This window comes from Dorea sp. ICN-14282 (genome assembly GCF_037890115.1).
GTDB lineage: Bacteria > Bacillota > Clostridia > Lachnospirales > Lachnospiraceae > Dorea_B > Dorea_B phocaeensis.
Genome location: NZ_JBBKBH010000002.1, coordinates 449,192 through 472,899, shown reverse-complemented (window position 1 = coordinate 472,899; position 23,708 = coordinate 449,192). Strand labels below are relative to the sequence as shown.

The following is a 23,708-nucleotide window of genomic DNA, read 5'->3' as shown; positions in this document are numbered from 1 at the left end:
TTTGCAAAAAACTCCGTCCCGAATTTACTTTTACAGAAATTTAAGAAATATTTATATGGGTTTTCGTGTGCCTTTTCGACATGCGTGGTATAATTACACATGTATTATGATGAATGACGAGGGCGAAGATTATGAAATTGAAAACCCGATTGATTATAGCTTTTATTACGGTAATTACCATTCCGGTGTTATTAAGCGTTACGATCCTGTGTGTGATGGGACGGTATCAGATGAGCGCCATTGATAAGGCCTACGAGATATCTGGGACCACTGTGGAAAGTTTTTCTAATTCTATGACGGTGATTTCACAGGTGACGGAGAAACCCTACAAGGAATTAAGTGAGATGGCTAGAAAGAGTCCGCAAAAAATGGAGGATGCGACATCTCTGGAAGAGTTCAACAAGAAGTTAAGAGGTAAGAAATCGTATCTTTTGGTGCGGAAAGAAGATACGATTATCTATGTGGGAACGGAAATGGAAGAGGCGGATCATGTGATTTTGCAGCTTCCGGAGTATGGAGAGTCTGAATCGACATCTAAGAATGGCGTCTATCTTGGCGGTGAAGTTCAGGCGTTGGTAAAGCAGGTGGACTTTCTTTATAGAGATGGCGATGAAGGTAGCGCCTATATCGTATCAGATGTCGGTAATATGATTCCGGAAGTAGAAGAATTTCTGGTAAGTATGGTATTTTGTGTGATTTTGGTACTGGTATTTACCGCGGCTCTCTTGATTTTCTGGATTTATCGCGGTGTGATGCAGCCGCTTGGAAAGATGCAGCTGGCCGCAAAGAATATTAAAGAAGGAAATTTGGATTTTGAATTGAATCCAACGTCGGATGATGAATTAGGTCAGCTTTGCCGAGATCTGGAAGATATGCGGAAGCGCCTGAAAGATAACGTGGAAGAAAAAATCAAATATGATAAAGAAAATAAAGAGCTGATCAGTAATATTTCCCACGATCTGAAAACTCCGGTGACGACAATTAAGGGATATGCAGAAGGCATTATGGACGGAGTGGCGGATACACCGGAGAAGATGGAGCGTTATATTCGGACGATTTATAATAAGGCGACAGAAATGAATACGCTGATCAATGAGCTGACGCTCTATACGAAGATTGATACAAATCGTATCCCGTATAATTTCAATACGTTGTCAGTAAATGCGTACTTTGATGACTGCGCGGAAGATCTGGCGGTGGAAATGGAATCGCGGAATGTAGAATTTGGATATTTCAACTATGTTGCAGACAATGTAAAAATCATTGCGGACGCAGAACAGATTAAGCGAGTCGTTCATAATATTGTGAATAATTCGCTGAAATATATGGATAAACCAAAAGGGAAGATTAATCTGAGAGTCAAAGATGTAGGCGATTTTGTACAGGTCGAACTGGAAGATAACGGAAAAGGAATTGCAGCAAAAGATCTGCCTAATATATTTGACCGTTTTTACAGGACGGATGCGTCTAGAAATTCGTCCAAGGGCGGAAGCGGAATTGGACTTTCCATTGTGAAGAAGATCATTGAGGATCACGGTGGAAAGATTTGGGCAACGAGTCGGGAAGAGACGGGAACGACAATGTACTTTGTTATAAGAAAATATCAGGAGGTACCAATTCATGAGTAAAATATTGATCGTAGAAGATGAAGAAGCGATTGCAGAACTGGAGAAAGATTATCTGGAGCTTAGCGGATTTGAGGTTCAGGTTGCCAATGATGGAGAAAAAGGGCTGGAAAAGGCACTGAACGAAGATTATGATCTCTATATTCTGGATTTGATGCTTCCGGGAATTGATGGATTTGATATCTGCCGTCAGATCCGGGACGTAAAGAATACACCGATTATTATGGTATCGGCGAAGAAGGATGATATTGATAAGATTCGGGGACTGGGACTTGGAGCAGACGATTATATGACCAAGCCATTCAGCCCAAGCGAATTAGTGGCGCGGGTTAAGGCGCATCTTGCAAGATATGACCGCTTAACAGGAAGCATGATGGAGGCCAATAAGGTAATTGAGATTCGCGGATTGAAGATCGATACAACCGCAAGGCGTGTGTGGGTCAATGGAGAAGAGAGGACGTTTACAACGAAAGAATTTGATCTGCTTTCATTTTTGGCAAGTCATCCGAACCATGTATATACGAAGGAGGAACTCTTCCGGGAAATCTGGGATATGGAATCCATCGGGGATATTGCAACGGTAACCGTTCATATTAAAAAGATTCGTGAAAAGGTAGAAATGGATACTTCAAATCCACAGTATATTGAGACCATCTGGGGCGTGGGTTACCGCTTTAAAGTGTAAGAAGCTCCTAAAGCAGTGTCGCAGGAAAATATTGGAGAGTGAATGTTATAAAAGGCAAGGGCAATGGAATTTGATAGGATTGTCCTTGCCTCTTTTTTCTGTCTGTCAGATGTGCTATGATAGATTCAAAATCTTAAAACAGGATTCATAGAGATAGATAAAGGAGAGTAACATGCGACAAAAAAAGAAAAATATCCGTTGGAATACGATGCGTATCCTGACGGTGGGATTTTTCGGTGTGATTTTGGCAGGAGCCTTTTTGTTGTGGCTTCCCATCTGTAATCAGGAGCCGATTGCGTTTATGGACGCGTTGTTTACGTCTACATCAGCAGTGTGTGTGACAGGACTTGTGACCATCGTGCCGGCAGCGCAGTTTACCGTTGTGGGAAAGGTGGTTCTGTTGATTTTGATACAAATTGGCGGTCTAGGCGTCATAGGCTGTGCGACGGCCTTTTTCCTGCTTTTAAAAAAGCGAATTACGCTAAGAGAACGTGTGGTTATGCAGGAAAGTTACAGTATGGATGGACTCGGAGGCGTGGTTGGCATGGTGCGCAAAGTCATTCTCGGTACTTTCGTGGTGGAAGGTGTGGGAGCCCTTTTGTATGCATTTCAGTTTGTGCCGGAATACGGACTGCTTCGCGGAGCTGCCTATGCGGTATTTCACGCAGTGTCTGCATTTTGTAATGCGGGAATCGATATCTTGGGCGCAGACAGCCTAGCAGGCTATGCGGGCAATCCACTCGTTAATTTTACGACGATGATGCTAGTTGTTCTCAGCGGTATCGGCTTCGTTGTATGGTATGACGTGATTGGAAATGTACGCCGCATTTATAAAAAAGAAGTGCCGAAAAAATGGTGGTTTACCAGGCTGAAACTTCATTCTAAGCTTGCGATTGTGACGACGCTGGTACTGCTTCTTGTTGGAGCTCTTGCCGTCTTTCTGATGGAATACAGTAATCCGGATACCTTGGGCGGTATGCCATTGGGCGATAAGGTAATGGCATCCATGTTCCAGTCGGTGACGACAAGGACAGCAGGATTTTACACGATTTCGCAGGGGGCATTGCACGAGGAGACCAAACTGGTCAGCAGTATCCTGATGTTCATCGGTGGTTCGCCAGGAGGAACTGCCGGCGGTGTGAAGACGACAACGATTGCAATGCTGGTGCTGTGGTGTATTACTTTGATCCGGGGAGGAAAAGACGCAGAGTGTTTTGGAAGAAAAATTACGGTTTCAAATTTTCGTACAGGTTTTGCAGTAGTAACACTTGCTTTTTTGATTTTGATTGGAGGAACCTTGGCGATACTTATGATTGAAAAGGACAGTGTTGCGATGACGGATGTTTTGTTTGAAACGAGTTCTGCAATTGGAACGGTGGGCTTGACAGCGGATCTGACACCGCAGCTGAAACGGGTCAGTCAGGTGATTATTATGTTTTTAATGTATGTAGGAAGAATTGGACCGATGACACTGGCGCTTTCTTTTGCGGGAAAACAAAATCCGCAAGATAAGCTGCGAGAATTGCCACAGGAACGGATTATGGTTGGATAGAGAACAGGGAAACATATGGAGGTATCAAGATGAAAAAGCAGTTTGCGGTATTTGGACTGGGAAGTTTTGGAGCGAGTGTAGCGGTAACACTGCAGCAGCTTGGCTGTGAAGTGGTTGCGGTGGATAATCATATGGAACATGTGCAGGAGATATCGGAACAGGTCTCCTATGCAATCAAGGCAAATGCAGGAGATCCGGAGGTTATCAAATCTCTTGGAACCCGGAACCTGGACGGCGTAGTGGTTGCCGTTGCAGATGATATGGAGGCCAGTGTTATGGCGACGTTGGTTTCAAAAGAAATTGGAGTACCCTATGTAATTGCCAAGGCAAAAAATGAGCTTCATGCAACCATTCTTAAGAAGATCGGGGCAGATGCGGTGATTTTCCCAGAGATGGAGATGGGGGTTAGAGTTGCGAAAACATTGATGTCTTCTAATTTCGCAGATTGGATTGCATTGTCGCCGGATTACAGTATTATTGAAATTGCCATTCCGAAGGAATGGGTAGGTAAGTCGTTGCAGCAGCTAGATGTGCGGCGATCCCATGACGTCAATGTAGTCGGTATCAAAATAGGAGAAGAGGTAGAAGTGAACCCAGATCCGGAAAGGGCTCTGCAGGAAGATATGACACTCATCATTATAGGTTCCAACTATGCACTGGAAAAAATATAGACGCTGTAAAGTGTGAGGGCTGTGGAACATCGTAAGATTAATAGAAGGAAGCGAAAAGAGAAAGGTTGAAACATATGATAACAAGTACGTCAAACGCCAGAGTGAAGAGGTTGGTAAACCTGAAAAAGAAGAGGAAAGTAAGAGAAGAGGAGGACGTATTTCTGACCGAGGGGATCCGAATGTTCCGGGAAGTGCCGCCGGAGCTTCTTAAGGAAGTGTATGTATCGGAATCTTTTTATAAGAAGGAAGGCGAGGTCATCCGGCAGGTGATGAAGAAGAGCCAGGCTAAGCTGGAAGAATTGTCGGATTCCGTATTTCAGTATGCGTCAGATACGAAAACGCCGCAGGGGATTCTGTGCGTAGTGAAGCAAAAGCATTATACGTTGTCAGAAGTGGCGCAGGGAGACTCCCCGCTTTTGATGGTGCTAGAGCGTCTTCAGGATCCGGGGAATCTTGGAACCATTCTTCGGACGGCAGAGGGCGCAGGGGTGACCGGAATTATTCTGAGTGAGGATTGTGTCGATCTTTATAATCCCAAGACGATTCGTTCTACCATGGGTTCCGTCTATCGGATGCCTTTTGTCTATGTCCCGGATCTGGCAGATGCACTGGAAAACTTAAAGGAGATGGGCATTAAAAGCTATGCAGCACATCTTGGTGGAGTTCGCGATTATGACGAGGAAGATTATATAGAGCCGTGTGCGTTTTTGATTGGAAATGAAGGAAATGGACTATCCGATGAGATTGCAGGTCTTGCGGATACCTATGTAAAGATCCCAATGGAAGGGCAGGTAGAATCTCTGAATGCAGCGATTGCAGCTTCGGTGCTGATGTTTGAAGCAGCAAGACAGAGAAGAAAAAACGTCTGAATTTTGAAAATATAAAAAGAAGACGTCAGAATCCGAAAGGCAAGATGAAAAAAAGTATAGTAATTCATTCCGAAGTATAGTAATATGGAAAAAAGATATACTAAGCAGTATGGGAAGGGGAGGCGTTTATGCAGACAATATATTGGCTTGCGATTTTTGTGATTTTGCTGATTATTGAGATTGTAACGATGGGTTTGACGACAATCTGGTTTGCAGGCGGAGCGCTGGCGGCTATGGCTGCCGGGCTGATTGGCTTCGGAACGGGAATTCAGATTCTGGTGTTCCTTGTGGTTTCGGTTCTGCTTCTGGTGTTGACAAGGCCGATTGCAGTGAAATACTTTAATCAGGAGAGGCAGAAGACGAATGCGGAGAGCCTGATCGGGCAGCAGGCGCTGGTATTGGAAGATATTGATACCTTGCAGGCTGCGGGGCTGGTAGAAGTCCGGGGGCAGGAATGGTCCGCAAAAACGGATGAACCAAATGGAAAGATCGCAAAAAATAAGGTAGTTGTGATCGAAGGAATCCAGGGTGTAAAACTGATTGTGAGGGAGAAGGAGGAAAGACATGAGTAGTTTTGGCGTAGTAGGAATTATGTTGTTGTTCGTTTTGTTGATTGTAGTTGTGTTGGTTCTGATTTCTTGTGTCAGAGTTGTAAAACAGGCACAGGCGCTGGTAATTGAACGACTGGGAGCTTATCAGGCGACATGGGGAACCGGGCTTCATTTTAAAATCCCGATTATTGATCGCGTGGCAAGAAAGGTAGATTTGAAGGAACAGGTTGTAGACTTTGCGCCGCAGCCAGTGATTACAAAGGATAATGTAACGATGCGGATTGACACTGTTGTGTTCTATCAGATTACAGATCCAAAGATGTTCTGTTATGGTGTTGCCAGCCCGATTATGGCGATTGAAAATCTGACGGCAACGACTCTTAGAAATATTATCGGAGATCTGGAGCTTGACCAGACATTAACGTCCAGAGAGACGATTAATACCAAGATGCGGGCATCTCTTGATGTGGCAACGGATCCTTGGGGAATTAAGGTGAATCGTGTAGAGCTTAAGAACATTATTCCTCCGGCAGCGATTCAGGATGCGATGGAGAAGCAGATGAAGGCAGAGCGTGAAAGACGAGAAGCAATTCTTCGCGCGGAAGGTGAGAAGAAGTCTACCATCCTGGTGGCAGAAGGTCACAAAGAATCTGCTATTTTAAATGCGGAGGCGGATAAGCAGGCGGCAATTCTTCATGCGGAGGCTCAGAAGGAAGCGATGATTCGTGAGGCAGAAGGTGAAGCAGAGGCCATTCTTAAGGTGCAGCAGGCAAATGCAGACGGTATCCGTTATCTGAAGGAAGCCGGAGCAGATGAGGCAGTACTTACTATGAAGAGCTTGGAAGCATTTGAGAAAGCGGCAGACGGAAAGGCAACAAAGATTATCATTCCGTCAGAAATTCAGGGAATTGCAGGACTCGTAAAATCGTTGGTAGAGATTGGGGAAAAAGAGGAGTAATATGAAACCAGTCCTTGATATGACAAAAGAATATGGCCTTGTATTTGATGGAGGCGGTGCAAGAGGGGCATACCAGATCGGAGCGTGGAAGGCACTTCGGGAAGCCGGCGTCAAAATCAGTGCAGTGGCGGGTACATCCGTGGGCGCATTAAATGGCGCCCTCGTTTGCATGGGAGACGTGGAAAAAGCAGAGGAGATCTGGAGTGAAATAACATTTTCCAAAGTGATGGACGTGGAAGATGAGTGGATGGAACGTCTGTTTCGCCGGGAGACGCCGGTACGGGAAATACTAAATGAATTATGGGGAAAGCTCAAAGAAGGCGGTGTGGATATCACACCGCTTAAAAAACTCATCCATGAGATGATCGATGAAGAGGCGATTCGGACATCGGAAGTGGAGTTCTTCCTGCTTACATTTTCTGTAACAGAGATGAAGGAGCTGGATCTTGCGCTTGAGGATATTCCCGAGGGATTGTTAGAAGATTTCTTACTGGCAAGTGCTTACCTTTTGGGATTTAAGAATGAACCGCTCCATGGTAAAACTTATTTGGACGGCGGCGTGGTGAATAATGTTCCGCTGGGTTCTTTAGTGAAACGCGGATATGAGAATGTGATTGAAGTCAGAATCTATGGGCCGGGGCGGGAGCCGAAGGTTCGGATGCCGCAGAGCGGGGAGAAATATGTGATTGCGCCGCGCGTAAAGCTGGGCAGTATTATTGAGTTTTCGAAAAAGAGAAGCAGGCAGAATCTAAAGATAGGATATTTTGATGCGAAGAGAATGCTGTATGGGCTGGAAGGAACCATTTATTATTTGGAGCAGACACATGAAGATGCTTATTATGAAGAGTTATTGTCGGGGCTTCGGGACATGGAAAAAGCAGAAATTGCCTTCCAGCTGAAGCTGTCATTTGCAAGCAGTGAAAAGGAATTATATCTGGGAATGCTGGAAGCGGCGGCGAAATTACTTCGGATTTCAAAGTATCAGATATACACAGTGGATGAATTATATGGTATAATATGTAAGAAACATGAATTTTTATGCAACCAATGGGACCTTCCAAGGTTCGTACACGTATTGATGAGATTGAAAGAGGGACGAAAGATGAATTTAAAAGGACGAAATTTTTTGACACTGAAAGATTATACAGCAGAAGAGATCACATACCTGCTTGATCTGGCGGCAGATTTGAAGGAGAAAAAGAAAAACGGAGTTCCGATTGATTATTACAGAGGGAAGAATGTGGCACTGATTTTTGAAAAGACCAGTACCAGAACCAGATGTTCCTTTGAGATTGCTGCCCATGATATGGGAATGGGAACCACTTATCTTGCGCCGAGTGCATCTCAGATCGGGAAGAAGGAAAGTATTGCAGATACCGCAAGAGTGTTGGGAAGAATGTTTGACGGAATCGAGTACCGTGGCTATGGACAGGAAATCGTAGAAGAGCTTGCCCACTATGCCGGCGTTCCGGTTTGGAATGGATTAACCAATGAATTTCATCCGACACAAATGTTGGCGGATCTTCTGACAATTCGGGAGCATTTCGGAAAACTGGCGGGAATTCGTCTCGTTTATATGGGAGATGCCCGCTATAATATGGGAAATTCGCTGATGATTGCCTGTGCGAAGATGGGAATGCATTTTGTGGCATGCACCAGTAAGAATTATTTTCCAAATCAGGAATTGGTAGACCTGTGCCGGGAATATGCCAAGGAAAGCGGTGCGACCATTACGTTGACCGAAGACGTGAAGGAAGGCACGAAGGATGCGGACGTAGTATATACAGATGTATGGGTGTCCATGGGAGAGCCGGATGAAGTTTGGGAAGAGCGGATCCGCGAATTGTCTCCTTACAAGGTGACAAGCGAAGTGATGAAAAATGCAGGAGAAGAAGCGATCTTCTTACATTGTCTGCCGGCGTTCCATGATCTGGAGACAAAGATTGGGAAAGAGATCAAAGAAAAATACGGTCTGAATGATATGGAAGTGACGGATGAAGTGTTTGAATCTGCGCAGTCAAAAGTATTTGATGAAGCGGAAAATCGAATGCATACGATTAAAGCGATTATGGTAGCGACACTGGGCGAGTGGTAAGGCAGGGCAAAACGCGATGAAAGCAGAGATATTGAAACTGTTAAAGGACAGTGACGGCTATCTTTCCGGGCAGCAGTTATGCGATCGGTTTCAGGTGTCCCGTACAGCAGTGTGGAAGGTTATGGAACAACTGAAAAAAGAAGGATATGAGATTGAGGCGGTACGCAATAAGGGATACCGCCTTATTGGAAGCTGCGCATCTTTGTCCGGGACCGAGATTGAAAGCTCCATAAAGAGCGAATGGGCCGGGCGGCGCGTGGTATATTTTGAAGAGACGGATTCGACCAATCTCCGAGCCAAGGAGGCAGGGGAAAAGGGAGAAGCTCACGGGAGTCTGTATGTGGCAGACTGCCAGATTTCAGGAAAAGGCAGGAGAGGAAGAAGCTGGGAGTCGCCGTCTGGAACCAGTATTTACATGACACTTCTTCTGCGGCCGAAGATCCTTCCTGGGAAGGCTCCTCAGATGACGCTTTTGATGGCGCTGGCGGTGGCAGATGGGATTCGGGAGGTGACAGGACTTTCCACCCAGATCAAGTGGCCGAACGATATTATATTGAATGGAAAGAAAATCTGTGGTATTCTGACGGAGATGAGCGCGGAGATTGACTATATTAATTATGTAGTAGTCGGTGTAGGAATCAACTGCAATCAGGAGACGTTTCCGGAAGAACTTCGGGAAAAGGCGACGTCTTTGAAGTTGGAATCCGGTCAAGAGATACAGCGTGCGACAGTGATTGCCGCAGTCATGGAGAGCTTTGAGAAATACTATCAGATTTTTGAAAAGACCGAGGACTTGTCAGGTTTTTTGGATGAATATAACGAATTGCTGGTGAACCGGGAGCGGGAAGTTCTGGTGTTGGAGCCGGGGCAGGAGTATGAAGCATATGCACTGGGGATTAACAGCAGTGGAGAGCTGATTGTGAAAACCGCAGATGGACAGAAGCGGGAGATCTTCGCGGGAGAAGTATCGGTGAGAGGAGTATATGGTTATGTATGATGGAAAAGTCGTACTATGCGGTGCGAATTCTTATGAAGAAAAATATTATCTGAATCCAGATTTTGAACAACTTCCGGACCATGTGAAGGATGAATTGAAAATTATGTGTGTATTGTACGTACATGATGTTGGTGGAATCCTCACGCTGGTGTATGAAGAAGATGGCGAATTGTGTTTTGAGGTAACTTCAAAAGAGGGCGATCCGATGTTTGACGATATTGGAAGTCAGCTTAAGATTAAGCAGTTACAAAGAGAGAAAGAAGAGTTGATGGAAGCATTACAGTTATATTACAGAGTGTTCTTCCTGGGAGAGGAGATAGAATAGATGTTATTAGTGATTGATGTAGGAAATACCAATATTACACTGGGAGTATTCCGCGGAAAGGAATTGCTTCGTACATTTCGGATGACGACGAAACTTCCGAGAACCTCTGATGAATATGGAATCACATTGAAGGAATTAATAGAGTGTCAGGGAATTGACAGCTCTGGAGTGGATGCAGTTATTATAGCGTCTGTTGTGCCGGATATTATGCATTCTTTGGGAAGTGCAATTATCAAATATTTTCACGTGAAGCCGATTGTGGTATCAGCGGGAATTAAAACCGGAATCCGTATTAATATGGAAAATCCACGTCAGATTGGTTCCGACCGGATTGTGGATGCGGTTGCGGCTTACACCATTCACGGCGGTCCGGTCATTGTAATCGACTATGGTACTGCTACGACGTATGATCTGGTGGGACCGGACGGAACGTTTGAAGCGGCAATTATTGCACCAGGAATCCGTACATCTGCACAGGCGATGTGGGGACAGGCAGCGATGCTTCCGGCTATTGAGATTAAGAAGCCGGATTCCATTTTGGCAAAAGAGACGGTGTCCGGGATGCAGGCTGGGTTGGTGTACGGTCAGATCGGACAGACAGAATACATTGTTAACAAGATTCGTAAAGAGTCCGGTTATCTCAATGCGAAGGTGATTGCCAGTGGAGGCCTTGGCAAAATGGTGGCGACAGAGACGAACATTATTGATGTGTATGATTCGCAGTTGACGTTGAAAGGACTGCAGATTATTTATGAAAAGAATAAGAAATAGTTCATTTGGGACGGAGTTTTTTGCAAAAAACTCCGTCCCAAATGAAGAAAGGGGTGTCCCCAATTGAATATTGGCAATGTAAAATTGGAAAATCCATACATTCTGGCGCCGATGGCAGGGGTGACAGATCTGCCGTTCCGCCTATTATGTAAGGAGCAGGGGGCAGGCCTGTTATGTATGGAGATGATCAGCGCGAAGGCGCTGCAGTATAAGAACAAGAATACCAAATCACTGCTGGCGATTCATCCGAAGGAATATCCGGTATCTTTGCAGCTGTTTGGCTCAGATCCGGTGATTATCAGTGAGCAGGCGAAACGGATTGAGGAGCTGCCGTTTCAAATTTTGGACATTAATATGGGGTGTCCGGTGCCGAAGATTGTAAAAAACGGAGAGGGTTCTGCGCTGATGAAGAATCCAAAGCTGGTGTATGATATTGTCTATCAGACGGCGCGAGCGATTCAGAAGCCTGTAACGGTGAAAATTCGGAAAGGATTTGATGATGATCAAGTCAATGCAGTAGAAATCGCAAAGGTGATTGAAGAGGCCGGCGGGGCTGCTGTGGCAGTGCATGGAAGGACAAGAGAGCAATATTATTCCGGAAAGGCGGACTGGGATATTATCCGGCAGGTGAAGGAAGCGGTTTCGATTCCGGTTATTGGAAATGGAGATGTGACTTCAGGAGAAAAAGCGGTGGCGATGCGACAGGAAACTGGCTGTGACGGTGTGATGATTGGCCGGGGCGCGCAGGGGAATCCCTGGATCTTCCAAGAGCTGGTGGAGTACGATAGGACTGGCATCCTTCCGGGGCGGCCGTCCAAAGAGGAAATTAAAGAAACGATGCTTCGCCATGCCCGACTGCAGATTGAATTCAAAGGTGATTATTTGGGGATCCGGGAAATGCGAAAACATGTGGCGTGGTATACCAAAGGAATGGAAGGATCTGCAAAGCTTCGGGATGCGATCAATCAGGTGGAATCCTACGAAGAACTTCAGGAACTTCTAAACGAAAGAATTCGTTAAAATGTTCATGGGAAAGCGAAGTTCTGCATATACTCTATTGTGTATCCGATGAATCCTTGTGTAATGGTGCAAAACAGTGAATAATGGCGGAAAAACATTGACATGCCAGACCTGTTTATGTATAATAATGAAATTGTGAAAGTCTCTTTTTGGCAGTATTTTAGAAGAGCATTTTAGACGAAGAGAACGTTAAAATTGACGGATAGATAGAAGAACAGGAAGGAAAGGTTAGGACACATGGAAGCAAAGAAAAGATTACTTACTTATGCAGGACTGAAGGCTTTGGAAGACGAGTTGGAGAACTTAAAAGTGGTAAAGCGTAAAGAGGTTGCCGGAAAGATCAAAGAGGCCAGAGAGCAAGGTGACTTGTCTGAGAACGCAGAATATGATGCAGCAAAAGACGAGCAGAGAGATATCGAAGCGCGTATTGAAGAGCTGGAAGGAATTCTGAAAAATGCAGAAGTTGTTGTAGAGGATGAAGTAGACTACGACAAAATCAACGTAGGATGTACTGTAAAAGTATACGATAAGACATTTGAGGAAGAGATGGAATTCAAGATTGTTGGATCAACTGAGGCGAACAGTCTGGAAGGAAAGATTTCCAATGAGTCTCCTGTTGGACAGGCTTTAATGGGATGCAAAGTGGGTGACCAGGTAGAGGTAGAGACACAGGCAGGAATTATGGAGTATGAAGTTCTTCATATCAGCCGTTCTTTATAAGAAGCTGTTGCATATCCCAAAGTATGATATAGCGTAGAGATGCAAAAGAGTTCAGACCCCTTATGTTGCTATGAGGGGTCTGAACTTCACAATACGGGTCCGCAAATGTTTGCGGCCAAACAGATGAGAAAACAGATTTTTAAGATGAGAGGAGAAAGAGTCGTGGCTGAGCAGCAGAACAAAGCACAGGAACAAGATATCAATCAGTTGAGAAAGGTTCGTCGAGAGAAACTGGCAGACCTTCAGGCAAATGGAAAAGATCCTTATGTGATTACGAAGTACGATGTAACCGCCCATGCGCAGGAGGTGAAAGATCGTTACGCAGAATTAGAAGGGAAAATGGTGTCCGTAGCAGGTCGTGTTATGCAGAAGCGTGTAATGGGAAAGGCATCTTTCTGTAATATTCTTGACCAGAGCGGAAATATTCAGTCTTATGTGGCAAGAGACAGCATTGGCGAAGAAGCTTACAAGGACTTCAAGAAGCTGGATATCGGAGATATCGTGGGAATCGAAGGAGAGGTATTTACCACCAAAACAGGTGAAATCTCTATTCACGCATCTGCTGTGAAGCTCTTGTCCAAGAGTCTGCAGATTCTGCCGGAGAAATATCATGGATTGACCAACACAGATATGCGTTACCGCCAGAGATACGTAGATCTGATTATGAATATGGACGCAAGAGATACCTTTATCAAACGTTCTAAGATCTTAAGCTCTATCAGAAGATATCTTGACAACGAGGGATTTATGGAAGTAGAGACTCCGATGCTGGTACAGAACGCCGGCGGAGCTGCTGCAAGACCGTTTGAAACTCATTTTAATGCGTTAAATGAAGATCTGAAGCTTAGAATTTCTTTGGAACTTTACCTGAAACGTCTGATTGTCGGCGGTTTGGAAAAGGTTTATGAAATCGGTCGTGTATTCCGTAACGAAGGTCTGGATACCAGACATAACCCAGAGTTTACATTGATGGAATTATACCAGGCATACACCGATTATAACGGAATGATGGATTTGACTGAGAATCTGTACCGTTATGTGGCACAGGATGTATTGGGAACGACAACCATTACTTATAACGGTGTGGAAATGGATCTTGGAAAGCCGTTTGAGAGAATTACGATGGTAGATGCTGTCAAGAAATACGCTGGTGTTGACTGGAATGAGGTAACGACACTGAAGCAGGCAAGAGAACTTGCAAAAGAACATCACGTAGAATTTGAAGAGCGTCATAAAAAGGGTGATATCCTGGCTCTCTTCTTTGAGGAATTTGCAGAAGAGCACCTGATTCAGCCGACCTTTGTAACAGACCACCCAATTGAGATCTCTCCGCTGACTAAGAAGAAACCGGAGAATCCAGAATACGTAGAGCGTTTTGAGTTCTTTATGAATGGCTGGGAGATGGCAAATGCTTACTCTGAGCTGAATGATCCAATTGATCAGAGAGAACGTTTCAAAGCTCAGGAAGAATTGCTTGCACAGGGCGATGACGAAGCAAATACAACCGACGAAGATTTCCTGAATGCACTGGAGATCGGTATGCCGCCAACAGGTGGTATCGGATTCGGTATTGATAGAATGTGTATGCTGCTGACAGACAGCGCAGCGATTCGTGACGTACTGTTATTCCCGACAATGAAGAGCATGGGGGCTGCAAAGAATGAAGCTAACAATGCGGCACAGTCTGCTCCGGTTGAAAAAACAGTGGAAAAAGCAATTGCTGAAGTGAAAGAAACATACGATTTCTCTAATGTAGAAGTGGAACCATTATTCAAAGATATGGTTGATTTTGACACATTCAGCAAGTCAGATTTCCGTGCTGTAAAGGTAAAAGAATGTGAAGCAGTTCCAAAATCTAAGAAACTTCTGAAGTTCGTATTAGATGACGGAAGTGGCGTAGATCGTGTGATTTTAAGCGGAATTCACGATTACTATGAGCCAGAATTCTTAGTAGGAAAGACATTACTTGCAATCACAAACCTTCCACCACGTAAGATGATGGGAATTGACTCTTGTGGTATGATTATTTCCGCTACACACCTTGTAGAAGGAAGAGAAGGACTCAATGTTTTGATTCTTGATGATAAGATTCCGGCAGGAGCAAAACTGTACTAAGTGAGTAAAAATACTTCGCAATTTGACAACAAAAATTTTCTTTGACAACAATTTGACAACAAATTCGTATTCCAACATGAATCATCATGAAGAATGGTGATTAGTTGTCAGTAATACTACTCCAACAATATGGATTGTTGAGGGCACTTTTTGAAAGAAAAAACTTTCAGAGAGTGCCCTTTTTTTATTCATTAACAATGTCCGCTGTGGTTGAGTAAAAGCTGAAAGGAGAAACAGATTTGAAAACAGAAAATATGTACTATAACCAACAGAAGCGTTCAGAGGTAAAAGAAGAAGCCCGTCGACTTAGAAGAAAATTTCTTCGTTATCAACAAGCAGAAATCGTATATAGCCTGTCACATAAAAAGTTGATGGAACTTGCAAATGATGCGGGTGCGATTTACAGAATGGATGGAATCGTTTTGATAAACAGAGAAATCTTTGATGAATATCTTGAACAATTTCATGAAAAATAAGATGACAAATTAGAGAAAGGAATTTACTTGAGATGCATGGAAAGGTATGGATGTTTTCTAATCTTATAGATGATGAAGATATAGAATTTATGCAACATGAATTTATAAGTTATAAACAAGCTATGGATTATTACGAATTTGGATATAAGCCAATTGTAAGATTATCGCATAAGGCAGGAGCAGTTTATAAGATTGGAAAAAAAGTTCTAATTAAGCGAAGCACATTTGAAAAATACCTGCGAGAAAATGTCAGAAGGGAGAAAGAAGAATGGGAAAGGTTATTTCAGTAGCAAACCAGAAAGGCGGAGTTGCAAAAAGTACAACGACTTTAAATCTTGGAGTTGGGTTGGCAAGACAAGGGAAAAAAGTGTTATTGATTGATGCGGATCCACAGGGGAGTTTGACAGCTAGTCTTGGATATGTAGAACCGGATGATATTGGAACTACACTTGCAACTATTATGATGAATATTATCAATGACGAGGAAATTGCTGAGGAAGAAGGCATTTTACATCATGAGGAACAGGTGGATCTCCTACCAGCCAATATTGAGTTATCTGCTCTGGAAGTAACCATGAGTAATGTAATGAGCAGGGAACTGATCATGAAGGAATATATTGATACGATGCGATTACGATACGATTATATTTTGATTGATTGTATGCCGAGTTTAGGCATGATGACCATCAATGCTTTAGTAGCTTCTGATACGGTTCTGATACCAGTACAAGCTGCATATCTGCCGGTTAAAGGACTTCAACAGTTGATCAGGACTATTTCTATGGTAAAGAAGAGATTGAACCGGAAGCTAACGATACAGGGAATTCTTTTGACAATGGTGGATTTTCGTACTAATTACGCCAAAGATATTGCTTCCAGAGTGAGAGAAACTTATGGATCTAAGATTTCTATCTTTGAAAATGTCATTCCACTGTCAGTTAAGGTAGCTGAAGCAAGTGCGGAAGGAAAAAGTATTTATTGTCATTGTCCAAATGGAAAAGTATCTATGGCTTATGAAAATCTGACGCAGGAGGTTTTGGAAAATGAAAAGTAGAAGTGGAGAAAAAATCAAATTGACAAGCATTGATGAATTGCTAGGAGTAGTCAATGAAGAGTCTGCAATGGAAATAGAAATCAACAGAATACATGCATTTAAAGATCATCCTTTCAAAGTATTGGATGATGAAAAGATGGCAGATTTAGTAGAGAGTGTAAAGACCTACGGGGTATTGACACCAGTTTTGTTACGGTCCGATGGTGAAAATGGATATGAGATGATCTCAGGTCATCGAAGAATGCACGCGGCTGTTATAGCTGGATTGGCAACAATTCCTGCAATTGTGAGAGAATTATCCGATGATGATGCAGTCATCGCTATGGTAGATGCCAATATCCAACGCGAAGAGTTACTTCCGAGTGAAAAAGCATTTGCTTATAGAATGAAATTGGAGGCAATGAAGAGACAAGGGGTAAGAAACGATTTAACTTTGTGCCAAAATGGCACGAAGTATCGTACTGATGTAGTTATAGCTGAACAGGTAGGAGAGAGTGCTCGTAATGTTCAGCGTTACATTCGCCTTACAGAATTGATTCCGGAGTTATTAGATATGGTAGATGCAAAAAAATTGAATTTTACCATTGCCGTTGATATTTCCTACATTGATAAGGAAATGCAGAAATGGATCTACGAGTATATCCGAGATACAGGATTTATTAAACCAAAGCAGATTACAGCTTTGAGAAAACAGTTGGAAGAAGGACCTGTGAACCAGGGATTTATGATCTCGATTTTCAATAGCTGCATAGCAGTAAAAGCACCGGAACGAAAAGTGGTGTTATCAGGAAAGAAGCTCACAAAATATTTTCCGGAAGATTATTCGGAAACGGATATGGAAAAGGTGATTGAGGCATTGTTGGAACAATGGAAAAGAGAACAGAAATGAGGGTTGTCAAAATAAGATAACCCGAAGAAAGAATAGATGCAGAAGTTTAAAAAAAGGACTTCTATGAGAGAAAGGAAGGGAGGAAGATACATGGACAAAAAAATGAATTTTAAATATTTTTATGGAACAGAAGCAGACCAGTTTAGTTTTTACAGAATACCCAAAGCGTTATTTACCAATGACTGCTTTAAGGATCTTTCCAGTGATGCGAAAATCTTATACGGTTTGATGTTGGACAGAATGTCTTTATCCATTAAGAATCAGTGGTTTGATGAAGAAAATCGGGCATATATCTATTTTTCCATTGAAGATATCATGGAATTATTGAATTGTGGCAGAAATAAAGCAGTGAAATCTCTTCAGGAGCTGGATGATGAAAAAGGGATAGGATTAATTGAAAAGCGCAGGCAGGGCTTTGGAAAGGTTACGATCATCTATGTAAAATCATTTGTTCAGGAGGAATGTGAGGAAGAGAAAAAAGAGAAATCAAAGATGGTGAAGTTTACAAATCAAACTTCTGTAGAGAAAGAAGGGACAGAAGAAGTTTACAATTCAAACTTCAAGAAGTCCCAAAATCAAACTTCAAGAAGTCCTGAAAATAAACTTCAAGAAGTTTACAATTCAAACTCTAATAATACTAATATTAACAATACTAATCAGAATAATAATAAATCGAATCATATCGTATCTGCAGATGTGATGGGATCCGAGGATGATGAGATGGAAACGCTACGGGCGTATCAATCTTTGATCAAAGAAAATCTGGATTATGAGTCTCTGTTAGTGAGTCATCCTCATGACAAAGATCAAATTGATGAAATTGTGGATCTGATTGTAGAGACTGTTATATGTAAGAGTGAGAAAGTATTGATTGCAAGCAACTGGTATTCAGGAGCTTTGGTAAGAGGAAAATTCATGAAACTGGATTATTCCCATGTAGAGTATGTGCTGCATTGTCTGGAAGGAAATACGAGTAAAATCAAGAATATCAAGAAATATTTACTTGCGGCATTGTTCAATGCCCCTTCAACGATAAACGGATATTACAGGGCAGAGGTAAATCATGATATGCCGTGGCTGGTAAAATAGGAGGATGGATATGGTTATTTTAAAATTGGCAGGAAGAGTGTTATTGGTTCCATTGTGGTTCATCATTTCAATCATAGGTGCCGGAGTGAAGTTACTGGTACATATGGTGGCAATCGCAAAAAAGATATTGGGATTCGGAATTATGGCGTTGCTCATAGGAACAGTGATCTGTTACCAAGACTGGCTCCAGGCAGCTTTTCTGGCTTGTATGGGAGGTGTTCTGATTTCTGTTTTATTTGCTGGAGAATTTATAGATACTGTAATCGACTTGCTTAGAGAAAAAATATGTGCATTGATTTTAGGTTAAAAAAGATGATGATAGTTGAAAGAGTCTTAGTGATTTCAGATGAAAATAGAGCCTCTCCACTTTAGGGAAACACATAGATTTAGCGGCAAATTATGGATGGCATCAGGTATTTTATGTATGCTTTGTGGACTTTTTGGGAAAAGCATGGCTGCATTGGTTGTGTATATTATAAGCATTATGGCAGCTGCAATCATTAGCATTCTCTACTCCTACTTTTTTTATAAGAAAAAGCTGGCAACCGGAGAAGGCTTAAAAATTCAGTATAATACAAAAAAGTGTGATATATCTGATCATCGCAATTTCCGCTATTGTGTTTATTATATGGACTTTGTTTTGGGGAAGCATTCAGATTCGTTGTAATGATCGTGATTTTAACATTGAAGCAAAAGGATGGAATGATTATACAGGGAGTATTCGCAAATTGATAGCATTTCTTATGAAGAAAATGTATTGCAGAACGATAATGATTACAGAACTAATGGTTTTGGAAAACTGAAGCATGCTATGGGTAACTTCAAAAACGATATCTTCGGAGATTATATCCGCTATACTCATGCCTCCTGCCATTCATATGTTGTCGTGAACATAGATGGAAAAATATTAGTTGTAAATGGGGAAAATGATGCAGAGATAAAGGAAATCTATCAGAGAATAAGTGAGAAGGTGTCAAAGGGGGAATGTCTAAAAAAGTGTGTAAGTAAGTTGTCTGATAATTTTTCTATTACCTGCTTGATTACCCTGTTTTAAATACCGGATTGTCAGTCAAGGTAAGGGTTACAGCCTTGACTGACAATTCTGGTATTTGACAAAATTTGGAGTGCAGGTCATCAGAACTTACACAGTTTCTATTACACTCTCGTCAAAGGAAAGAAAATAGTTGTCGGAAACGCTGAGAAGAAATTATTCTCAGTCAAATAACAAATTATTCTATTTTTCTCATTTAGCAAATCTGTTTTAATAGCGTTGACAAATGTGTAAAATGGAACGCTACATTGAATGCTGTGCAAAAGTCACCTCGAAAATCGTTCCCCCAGTCTTGCCTGATTTGATACAAATACTGCCATCATGTACTCTAACGATTTCACGGACAAAAGCAAGACCTAGCCCTACGCCACCCAGCTCCCGGCTTCTGGATTTATCCACACGGAAGAATGGCTCGAACACTCTCTCCCTAAGCTCCTTTGGTATTCCGCTTCCCGTATCTTCTACAGACAGATAAACATGCTTGTTTCTCTGATATGCGGTTACTGTAACCTGTCCGAGCGGATGATTATATTTGATGGCATTCTCAACCAGATTGTATACAAGCCTGTAAATAAGGATATCACTGCCTGTCATAGTGGCATCCTCACATTTTCCAATCAGCTTTATATTCTTTTCCACGGCAAGAGGCTCAAGGTCTGCCAAAACCTCTTCAACAATAGCATCCAATATAATTTTATCATCCCTTCCCACCGTCTGAAGCTCACTCATGTCAAGAAGAGTCTTTACCATCCTGTTTAATTTATCATTTTGTTCCGTAACCATTTTTATGGTCTGCAAAGTGTCTGCATCATTTCCCGGGTGAGAGGCAGAATTATATAAATCAAGCTGTACCTGCATTAACGCTAATGGAGTACGCAGCTCATGTGCTGCATTTGCAGTAAACTGTCTCTGTATCTCAAATGCTTCCGACAGACGCTCAAGCATCTTATTATAAGAAATACCCAGCTGGTTCAGTTCCTTAACATTGTTTTCCTCTATTCTTGAATCAGACAGATTCTGAGCCTGTACCTCTTCAATTTTATCTGAAAACTCCCTGATTGGTCTGAGTGCATGCCCGCTTATAAAATAAGTGACGACACCTCCCAAAAGCGCCAGCAAAACCGTGATTATCAGACTGTTTCTTTTATAGTCGGCCTTATTATTGTACACCTGAAACGAAAATTCATCCGCAAACTCATCCCACTTATCGTCCGGTATGCTGATATATATTTCATCTGATTTGTTTCCTTTTTCATCCCACTGTGACTCTACCGCATCCTGCAGAGAATCGATGTAATGCACACCATTTTTATAGACAAACATAGTCAGGCAGCCACATATAATAGCAATACACAATGTAGTAATGCACGTAAGTCTCCACTGTAGCGACATTCTTTTCATCTGTCAGACTCCTCCCGTATTTTATAGCCTTCACCTACCTTGTTCTGAATGGGATCATATCCCAGCTTCGCCTTGAGCTTTTTTCTAAGTGAAGACATATGTACCCTGATTGCTCCGCTAAAGCTGTCTGCCGTGGCATCCCACACATGCTCTATCAGCTCCTCCTGACTCACCGGTCTGCCTATATTGATAAGTAAATATTCCAAAATACCATTCTCTTTTCTTGTCAGTGGAACCGGCTCTTCCTTTGCATATGCCTCGCGTTTAATCGTATCAAACTTTATTTCTCCGCATTTAAGACATATATCATTCTGTACAAATTTCCTTCTTGTCAGGCTTCTGATACGTGCCTCAAGCTCCTGCAGATGGAATGGTTTTTCCATGTAATCATTTGCTCCTGCATCCAGTCCCTCTACCTTATCAGCAATCTGACCTCTTGCAGATAATATCAAAACCTTAGTTTCATCATTGTATTTTCTAAGCTCCTTAAGAAGCTCCATGCCATCCATCCCCGGCAGATTCAAATCCAAAACTATCAGATCATAATTCTCCGACAGTATACATTCAAGAGCCTCTTTCCCATCATAACAGGTATCCACCTCATAACCGGCAGCATACAGACTCTTTGCAACCATATCACATATTTGTTTCTCATCCTCAACAATTAATAATCTCAAAATGTTCTCCTGCTTCTTAACAATAATTTTACAACCTATATTGTATAATACCAAAGTCAGCTGGTCAACAATACAACAAAAAGGAGCAACATTATGTTGAAATACCAAAAAACATGTCAAATCATTCTGCTTATCCTTGGTGTATCCATGATAAGCTATGGTGCAGTCAGAGGTGAGGCGGCTACAGTGCTTGGTAAAGCAATAAAACTATGTTTGGAGTGTGTCGGAATTGGATAAGGAAAAGAAATTACTATCAAGAAAACTGGCAAAAATACGTGGCTGGATACAGGCCGCAGCAACGCTGCTGACCAATATTCATATTCCAAATTTATTTAAGGGTAAAATATATCAGGGCAATGCAAAAACAGTATGCGTACCCGGATTAAACTGCTACTCCTGCCCTGCCGCGACAGGAGCCTGTCCAATAGGGGCATTTCAGGCAGTTGTCGGATCATCAAAATTTAAGTTTTCATACTACATAACCGGATTTTTTATTTTACTCGGTGTAACTCTCGGCAGATTTATATGTGGTTTTTTGTGCCCATTTGGATGGTTTCAGGATTTACTTCATAAAATCCCCGGAAAGAAATTATCCACAGCCAAACTAAAGCCTCTTAGGTACCTAAAATATGTCATTCTTATTGTTTTCGTTATACTTCTTCCGATGCTTGTAACGAACTCTATAGGAATGGGAGACCCGTTCTTCTGCAAATATATCTGTCCTCAGGGTGTTTTAGAGGGTGCTATACCGTTATCTATTGGAAATGCTGCTATCCGTTCTGCGCTGGGAAAGCTTTTTTCTTTCAAGTGTATGATTTTAATTGCAGTGATTGTACTAAGTATCTTATTTTACAGGCCCTTCTGTAAATGGATTTGTCCGCTTGGAGCAATCTACTCATTATTTAATAAGGTCAGCCTGCTCAAAATCACCGTTGATAGCAGCAAATGTGTCGGATGCGGTCAATGCTCAAAGGCATGTAAGATGGATGTGGATGTGTGTAAGACACCGGATCACCCCGAGTGCATACGCTGCGGTGCCTGCATAAAGGCCTGTCCGAAGGACGCCATCTGCTACCGGTTTATGGGAAAATCATGTCAAAAAAATGACAACAGATAGCTATTAAACATTTTACTATTATTTTAAAGGAGAAATTACTCATGAAAAACAAATTATCATTTATTTCTATTTTTACACTCTGCATAGCATTATCACTTACAGCATGTGGCGTAAAGCAAGCTTCCACAACAGATTCTAAGAACACTCAGACTGAAGCCGGCTCAGAAGAATCCGGCAAATCAGATTCCAGGCTTGATGATTTATATCAGCAGGAAAATCAGCTTTTTGCAGATCACGCTGATGTGTGGAACAAGGCATTTGGCATGATGAACAAAAGTGACGCCGATCCAAACGGAAATTATGCTGATTATCTTGCCGGTACCGTAGAATCAAACAAGAATTCATTCACAGACGATGAGCTTAAAACACTTAATGAGGATATTGAAACCATACGAAAAATCGAGGAACAGATAGCAGAGCTTGAAAACAAAAATACATCATCAGACGATAACAAGAAGGACAGCTCTAATGCCTCATCTATATTCAGTGATTTTTCCGGTGAGGATTTTGATGGCAATAAGGTTGATGACAGCCTGTTTTCCGGTAATGCAGTAACAGTCGTCAATTTCTGGTTTACCGGCTGCAAACCATGTGTCGCTGAATTATCCAAGCTTAACGAATTAAATGATGCTATCAAATCAATGGGCGGAGAAGTTGTTGGCATCAACACTGAGACCTTCGATGGCAATAAAACAGCTATCAAAGAGGCTACCCCTGTTCTTGAAAGCCAGGGTGTCAAATATCGTAATCTGTCAATTGACTCCTCTAGTGCTGCCGGTAAATATGCCTCAGAAATCATGGCCTTTCCAACAACTATACTTGTTGACAGAAATGGCAATATTGTAGGCGAACCAATGCTCGGCGGAATTGATAACAAGGACAACTATGATGCCCTTATGAAGCAGATTCAGTCTGTAATTGATGCAGACAGCACAAATAAATAGAGGTCTACATACAAAAAGCTCCTGTGCATTGCACAGAGAGCTTTTTTTGAACATTA

General features: G+C 42.3%; 27 protein-coding genes. 25 read left to right on the top strand and 2 right to left on the bottom strand.

Annotated features, from left to right (window positions below; genetic code table 11):
* Positions 1 to 131: 131 nt before the first annotated feature.
* The 22 genes from WKT00_RS07735 (at position 132) to WKT00_RS07630 (ending at position 19,516) form a co-directional block, all read left to right on the top strand.
* Positions 132 to 1,628, top strand: a complete 1,497-nt coding sequence (locus WKT00_RS07735; RefSeq protein ID WP_101695167.1) for a sensor histidine kinase — start codon at positions 132 to 134, stop codon at positions 1,626 to 1,628.
* Positions 1,621 to 2,310, top strand: a complete 690-nt coding sequence (locus tag WKT00_RS07730) for a response regulator transcription factor (protein ID WP_101695166.1) — start codon at positions 1,621 to 1,623, stop codon at positions 2,308 to 2,310. Before WKT00_RS07735 ends, WKT00_RS07730 begins: the two co-directional genes overlap by 8 nt.
* 172 nt (positions 2,311 to 2,482) lie before the next feature.
* Entirely contained in the window at positions 2,483 to 3,862 is a 1,380-nt protein-coding gene (locus WKT00_RS07725; RefSeq protein WP_101695165.1) for a TrkH family potassium uptake protein, read from the top strand.
* 29 nt (positions 3,863 to 3,891) lie between these two features.
* Entirely contained in the window at positions 3,892 to 4,533 is a 642-nt protein-coding gene (locus WKT00_RS07720) for a potassium channel family protein (protein WP_101695164.1), read from the top strand.
* A gap of 74 nt (positions 4,534 to 4,607) precedes the next feature.
* The gene (locus WKT00_RS07715) at positions 4,608 to 5,402 is read left to right on the top strand and encodes a TrmH family RNA methyltransferase (RefSeq protein ID WP_340262689.1); all 795 of its coding nucleotides are present in this window, start codon (positions 4,608 to 4,610) and stop codon (positions 5,400 to 5,402) included.
* Positions 5,403 to 5,530: 128 nt separating this feature from the next.
* Positions 5,531 to 5,974 (top strand): NfeD family protein, encoded by a 444-nt coding sequence (locus WKT00_RS07710; protein WP_101695162.1) that lies wholly within the window; start codon positions 5,531 to 5,533, stop codon positions 5,972 to 5,974.
* Positions 5,967 to 6,911, top strand: a complete 945-nt coding sequence (locus tag WKT00_RS07705) for an SPFH domain-containing protein (RefSeq protein WP_101695161.1) — start codon at positions 5,967 to 5,969, stop codon at positions 6,909 to 6,911. The genes WKT00_RS07710 and WKT00_RS07705 overlap by 8 nt, the downstream gene beginning before the upstream one ends.
* Position 6,912: 1 nt before the next feature.
* Positions 6,913 to 9,006, top strand: coding sequence for an ornithine carbamoyltransferase (gene argF, locus WKT00_RS07700; RefSeq protein ID WP_340262685.1), 2,094 nt, complete (start codon positions 6,913 to 6,915; stop codon positions 9,004 to 9,006).
* Positions 9,007 to 9,022: 16 nt separating this feature from the next.
* Complete coding sequence (locus WKT00_RS07695) at positions 9,023 to 10,003, top strand: biotin--[acetyl-CoA-carboxylase] ligase (protein WP_101695159.1); 981 nt, start codon at positions 9,023 to 9,025, stop codon at positions 10,001 to 10,003.
* A complete protein-coding gene (locus tag WKT00_RS07690) occupies positions 9,996 to 10,328 on the top strand; it encodes a DUF6145 family protein (protein WP_101695158.1) in 333 nt (110 codons plus the stop codon). Before WKT00_RS07695 ends, WKT00_RS07690 begins: the two co-directional genes overlap by 8 nt.
* Entirely contained in the window at positions 10,329 to 11,099 is a 771-nt protein-coding gene (locus WKT00_RS07685) for a type III pantothenate kinase (protein ID WP_101695157.1), read from the top strand.
* 63 nt (positions 11,100 to 11,162) lie between these two features.
* The gene (dusB, locus tag WKT00_RS07680) at positions 11,163 to 12,119 is read left to right on the top strand and encodes a tRNA dihydrouridine synthase DusB (RefSeq protein ID WP_101695156.1); all 957 of its coding nucleotides are present in this window, start codon (positions 11,163 to 11,165) and stop codon (positions 12,117 to 12,119) included.
* A gap of 237 nt (positions 12,120 to 12,356) precedes the next feature.
* Positions 12,357 to 12,839: a transcription elongation factor GreA gene (gene greA, locus WKT00_RS07675; RefSeq protein WP_101695155.1), complete on the top strand. Its 483-nt coding sequence runs from the start codon at positions 12,357 to 12,359 to the stop codon at positions 12,837 to 12,839.
* A 144-nt stretch (positions 12,840 to 12,983) separates the two neighbouring features.
* The gene (gene lysS, locus WKT00_RS07670) at positions 12,984 to 14,954 is read left to right on the top strand and encodes a lysine--tRNA ligase (RefSeq protein WP_445292931.1); all 1,971 of its coding nucleotides are present in this window, start codon (positions 12,984 to 12,986) and stop codon (positions 14,952 to 14,954) included.
* 239 nt (positions 14,955 to 15,193) lie between these two features.
* Positions 15,194 to 15,430 carry a DUF6462 family protein gene (locus tag WKT00_RS07665; protein WP_008976884.1) on the top strand — a complete coding sequence of 79 codons (237 nt, stop codon included), beginning with the start codon at positions 15,194 to 15,196 and terminating at the stop codon, positions 15,428 to 15,430.
* A gap of 32 nt (positions 15,431 to 15,462) precedes the next feature.
* A complete protein-coding gene (locus WKT00_RS07660; RefSeq protein WP_009246959.1) occupies positions 15,463 to 15,720 on the top strand; it encodes a DUF6462 family protein in 258 nt (85 codons plus the stop codon).
* Positions 15,699 to 16,484, top strand: a complete 786-nt coding sequence (locus tag WKT00_RS07655) for a ParA family protein (protein WP_009246958.1) — start codon at positions 15,699 to 15,701, stop codon at positions 16,482 to 16,484. The genes WKT00_RS07660 and WKT00_RS07655 overlap by 22 nt, the downstream gene beginning before the upstream one ends.
* Complete coding sequence (locus tag WKT00_RS07650) at positions 16,474 to 17,373, top strand: ParB/RepB/Spo0J family partition protein (RefSeq protein ID WP_009246957.1); 900 nt, start codon at positions 16,474 to 16,476, stop codon at positions 17,371 to 17,373. Before WKT00_RS07655 ends, WKT00_RS07650 begins: the two co-directional genes overlap by 11 nt.
* Before the next feature lie 90 nt (positions 17,374 to 17,463).
* Entirely contained in the window at positions 17,464 to 18,462 is a 999-nt protein-coding gene (locus WKT00_RS07645; RefSeq protein ID WP_340262670.1) for a DUF6017 domain-containing protein, read from the top strand.
* Positions 18,463 to 18,472: 10 nt separating this feature from the next.
* Positions 18,473 to 18,769 carry a hypothetical protein gene (locus WKT00_RS07640; RefSeq protein WP_008976879.1) on the top strand — a complete coding sequence of 99 codons (297 nt, stop codon included), beginning with the start codon at positions 18,473 to 18,475 and terminating at the stop codon, positions 18,767 to 18,769.
* 39 nt (positions 18,770 to 18,808) lie between these two features.
* Positions 18,809 to 19,129: an SdpI family protein gene (locus tag WKT00_RS07635; RefSeq protein WP_255779374.1), complete on the top strand. Its 321-nt coding sequence runs from the start codon at positions 18,809 to 18,811 to the stop codon at positions 19,127 to 19,129.
* Positions 19,130 to 19,219: 90 nt separating this feature from the next.
* Positions 19,220 to 19,516, top strand: a complete 297-nt coding sequence (locus WKT00_RS07630) for a hypothetical protein (RefSeq protein ID WP_243037740.1) — start codon at positions 19,220 to 19,222, stop codon at positions 19,514 to 19,516.
* Positions 19,517 to 19,756: 240 nt separating this feature from the next.
* Here the strand turns inward: WKT00_RS07630 and WKT00_RS07625 are convergent, their stop codons facing one another.
* Together WKT00_RS07625 and WKT00_RS07620 are read right to left on the bottom strand one after the other, a co-directional pair.
* Positions 19,757 to 20,914 carry a sensor histidine kinase gene (locus WKT00_RS07625; RefSeq protein ID WP_117500814.1) on the bottom strand — a complete coding sequence of 386 codons (1,158 nt, stop codon included), beginning with the start codon at positions 20,912 to 20,914 and terminating at the stop codon, positions 19,757 to 19,759.
* Positions 20,911 to 21,591, bottom strand: coding sequence for a response regulator transcription factor (locus WKT00_RS07620; RefSeq protein ID WP_022024520.1), 681 nt, complete (start codon positions 21,589 to 21,591; stop codon positions 20,911 to 20,913). The genes WKT00_RS07625 and WKT00_RS07620 overlap by 4 nt, the downstream gene beginning before the upstream one ends.
* A 93-nt stretch (positions 21,592 to 21,684) precedes the next feature.
* On the opposite strand from WKT00_RS07620, the gene WKT00_RS07615 reads away from it, so the two are divergent.
* Genes WKT00_RS07615 through WKT00_RS07605 form a run of 3 tightly spaced genes read left to right on the top strand, consistent with a single transcriptional unit; the run spans position 21,685 to position 23,652 of the window.
* A complete protein-coding gene (locus WKT00_RS07615; protein WP_009263530.1) occupies positions 21,685 to 21,828 on the top strand; it encodes a CD1871A family CXXC motif-containing protein in 144 nt (47 codons plus the stop codon).
* A complete protein-coding gene (locus tag WKT00_RS07610) occupies positions 21,821 to 22,708 on the top strand; it encodes a 4Fe-4S binding protein (RefSeq protein WP_009263529.1) in 888 nt (295 codons plus the stop codon). Before WKT00_RS07615 ends, WKT00_RS07610 begins: the two co-directional genes overlap by 8 nt.
* A gap of 41 nt (positions 22,709 to 22,749) precedes the next feature.
* Positions 22,750 to 23,652 (top strand): TlpA disulfide reductase family protein, encoded by a 903-nt coding sequence (locus tag WKT00_RS07605; protein ID WP_117500816.1) that lies wholly within the window; start codon positions 22,750 to 22,752, stop codon positions 23,650 to 23,652.
* The last annotated feature ends 56 nt before the right edge of the window (positions 23,653 to 23,708 follow it).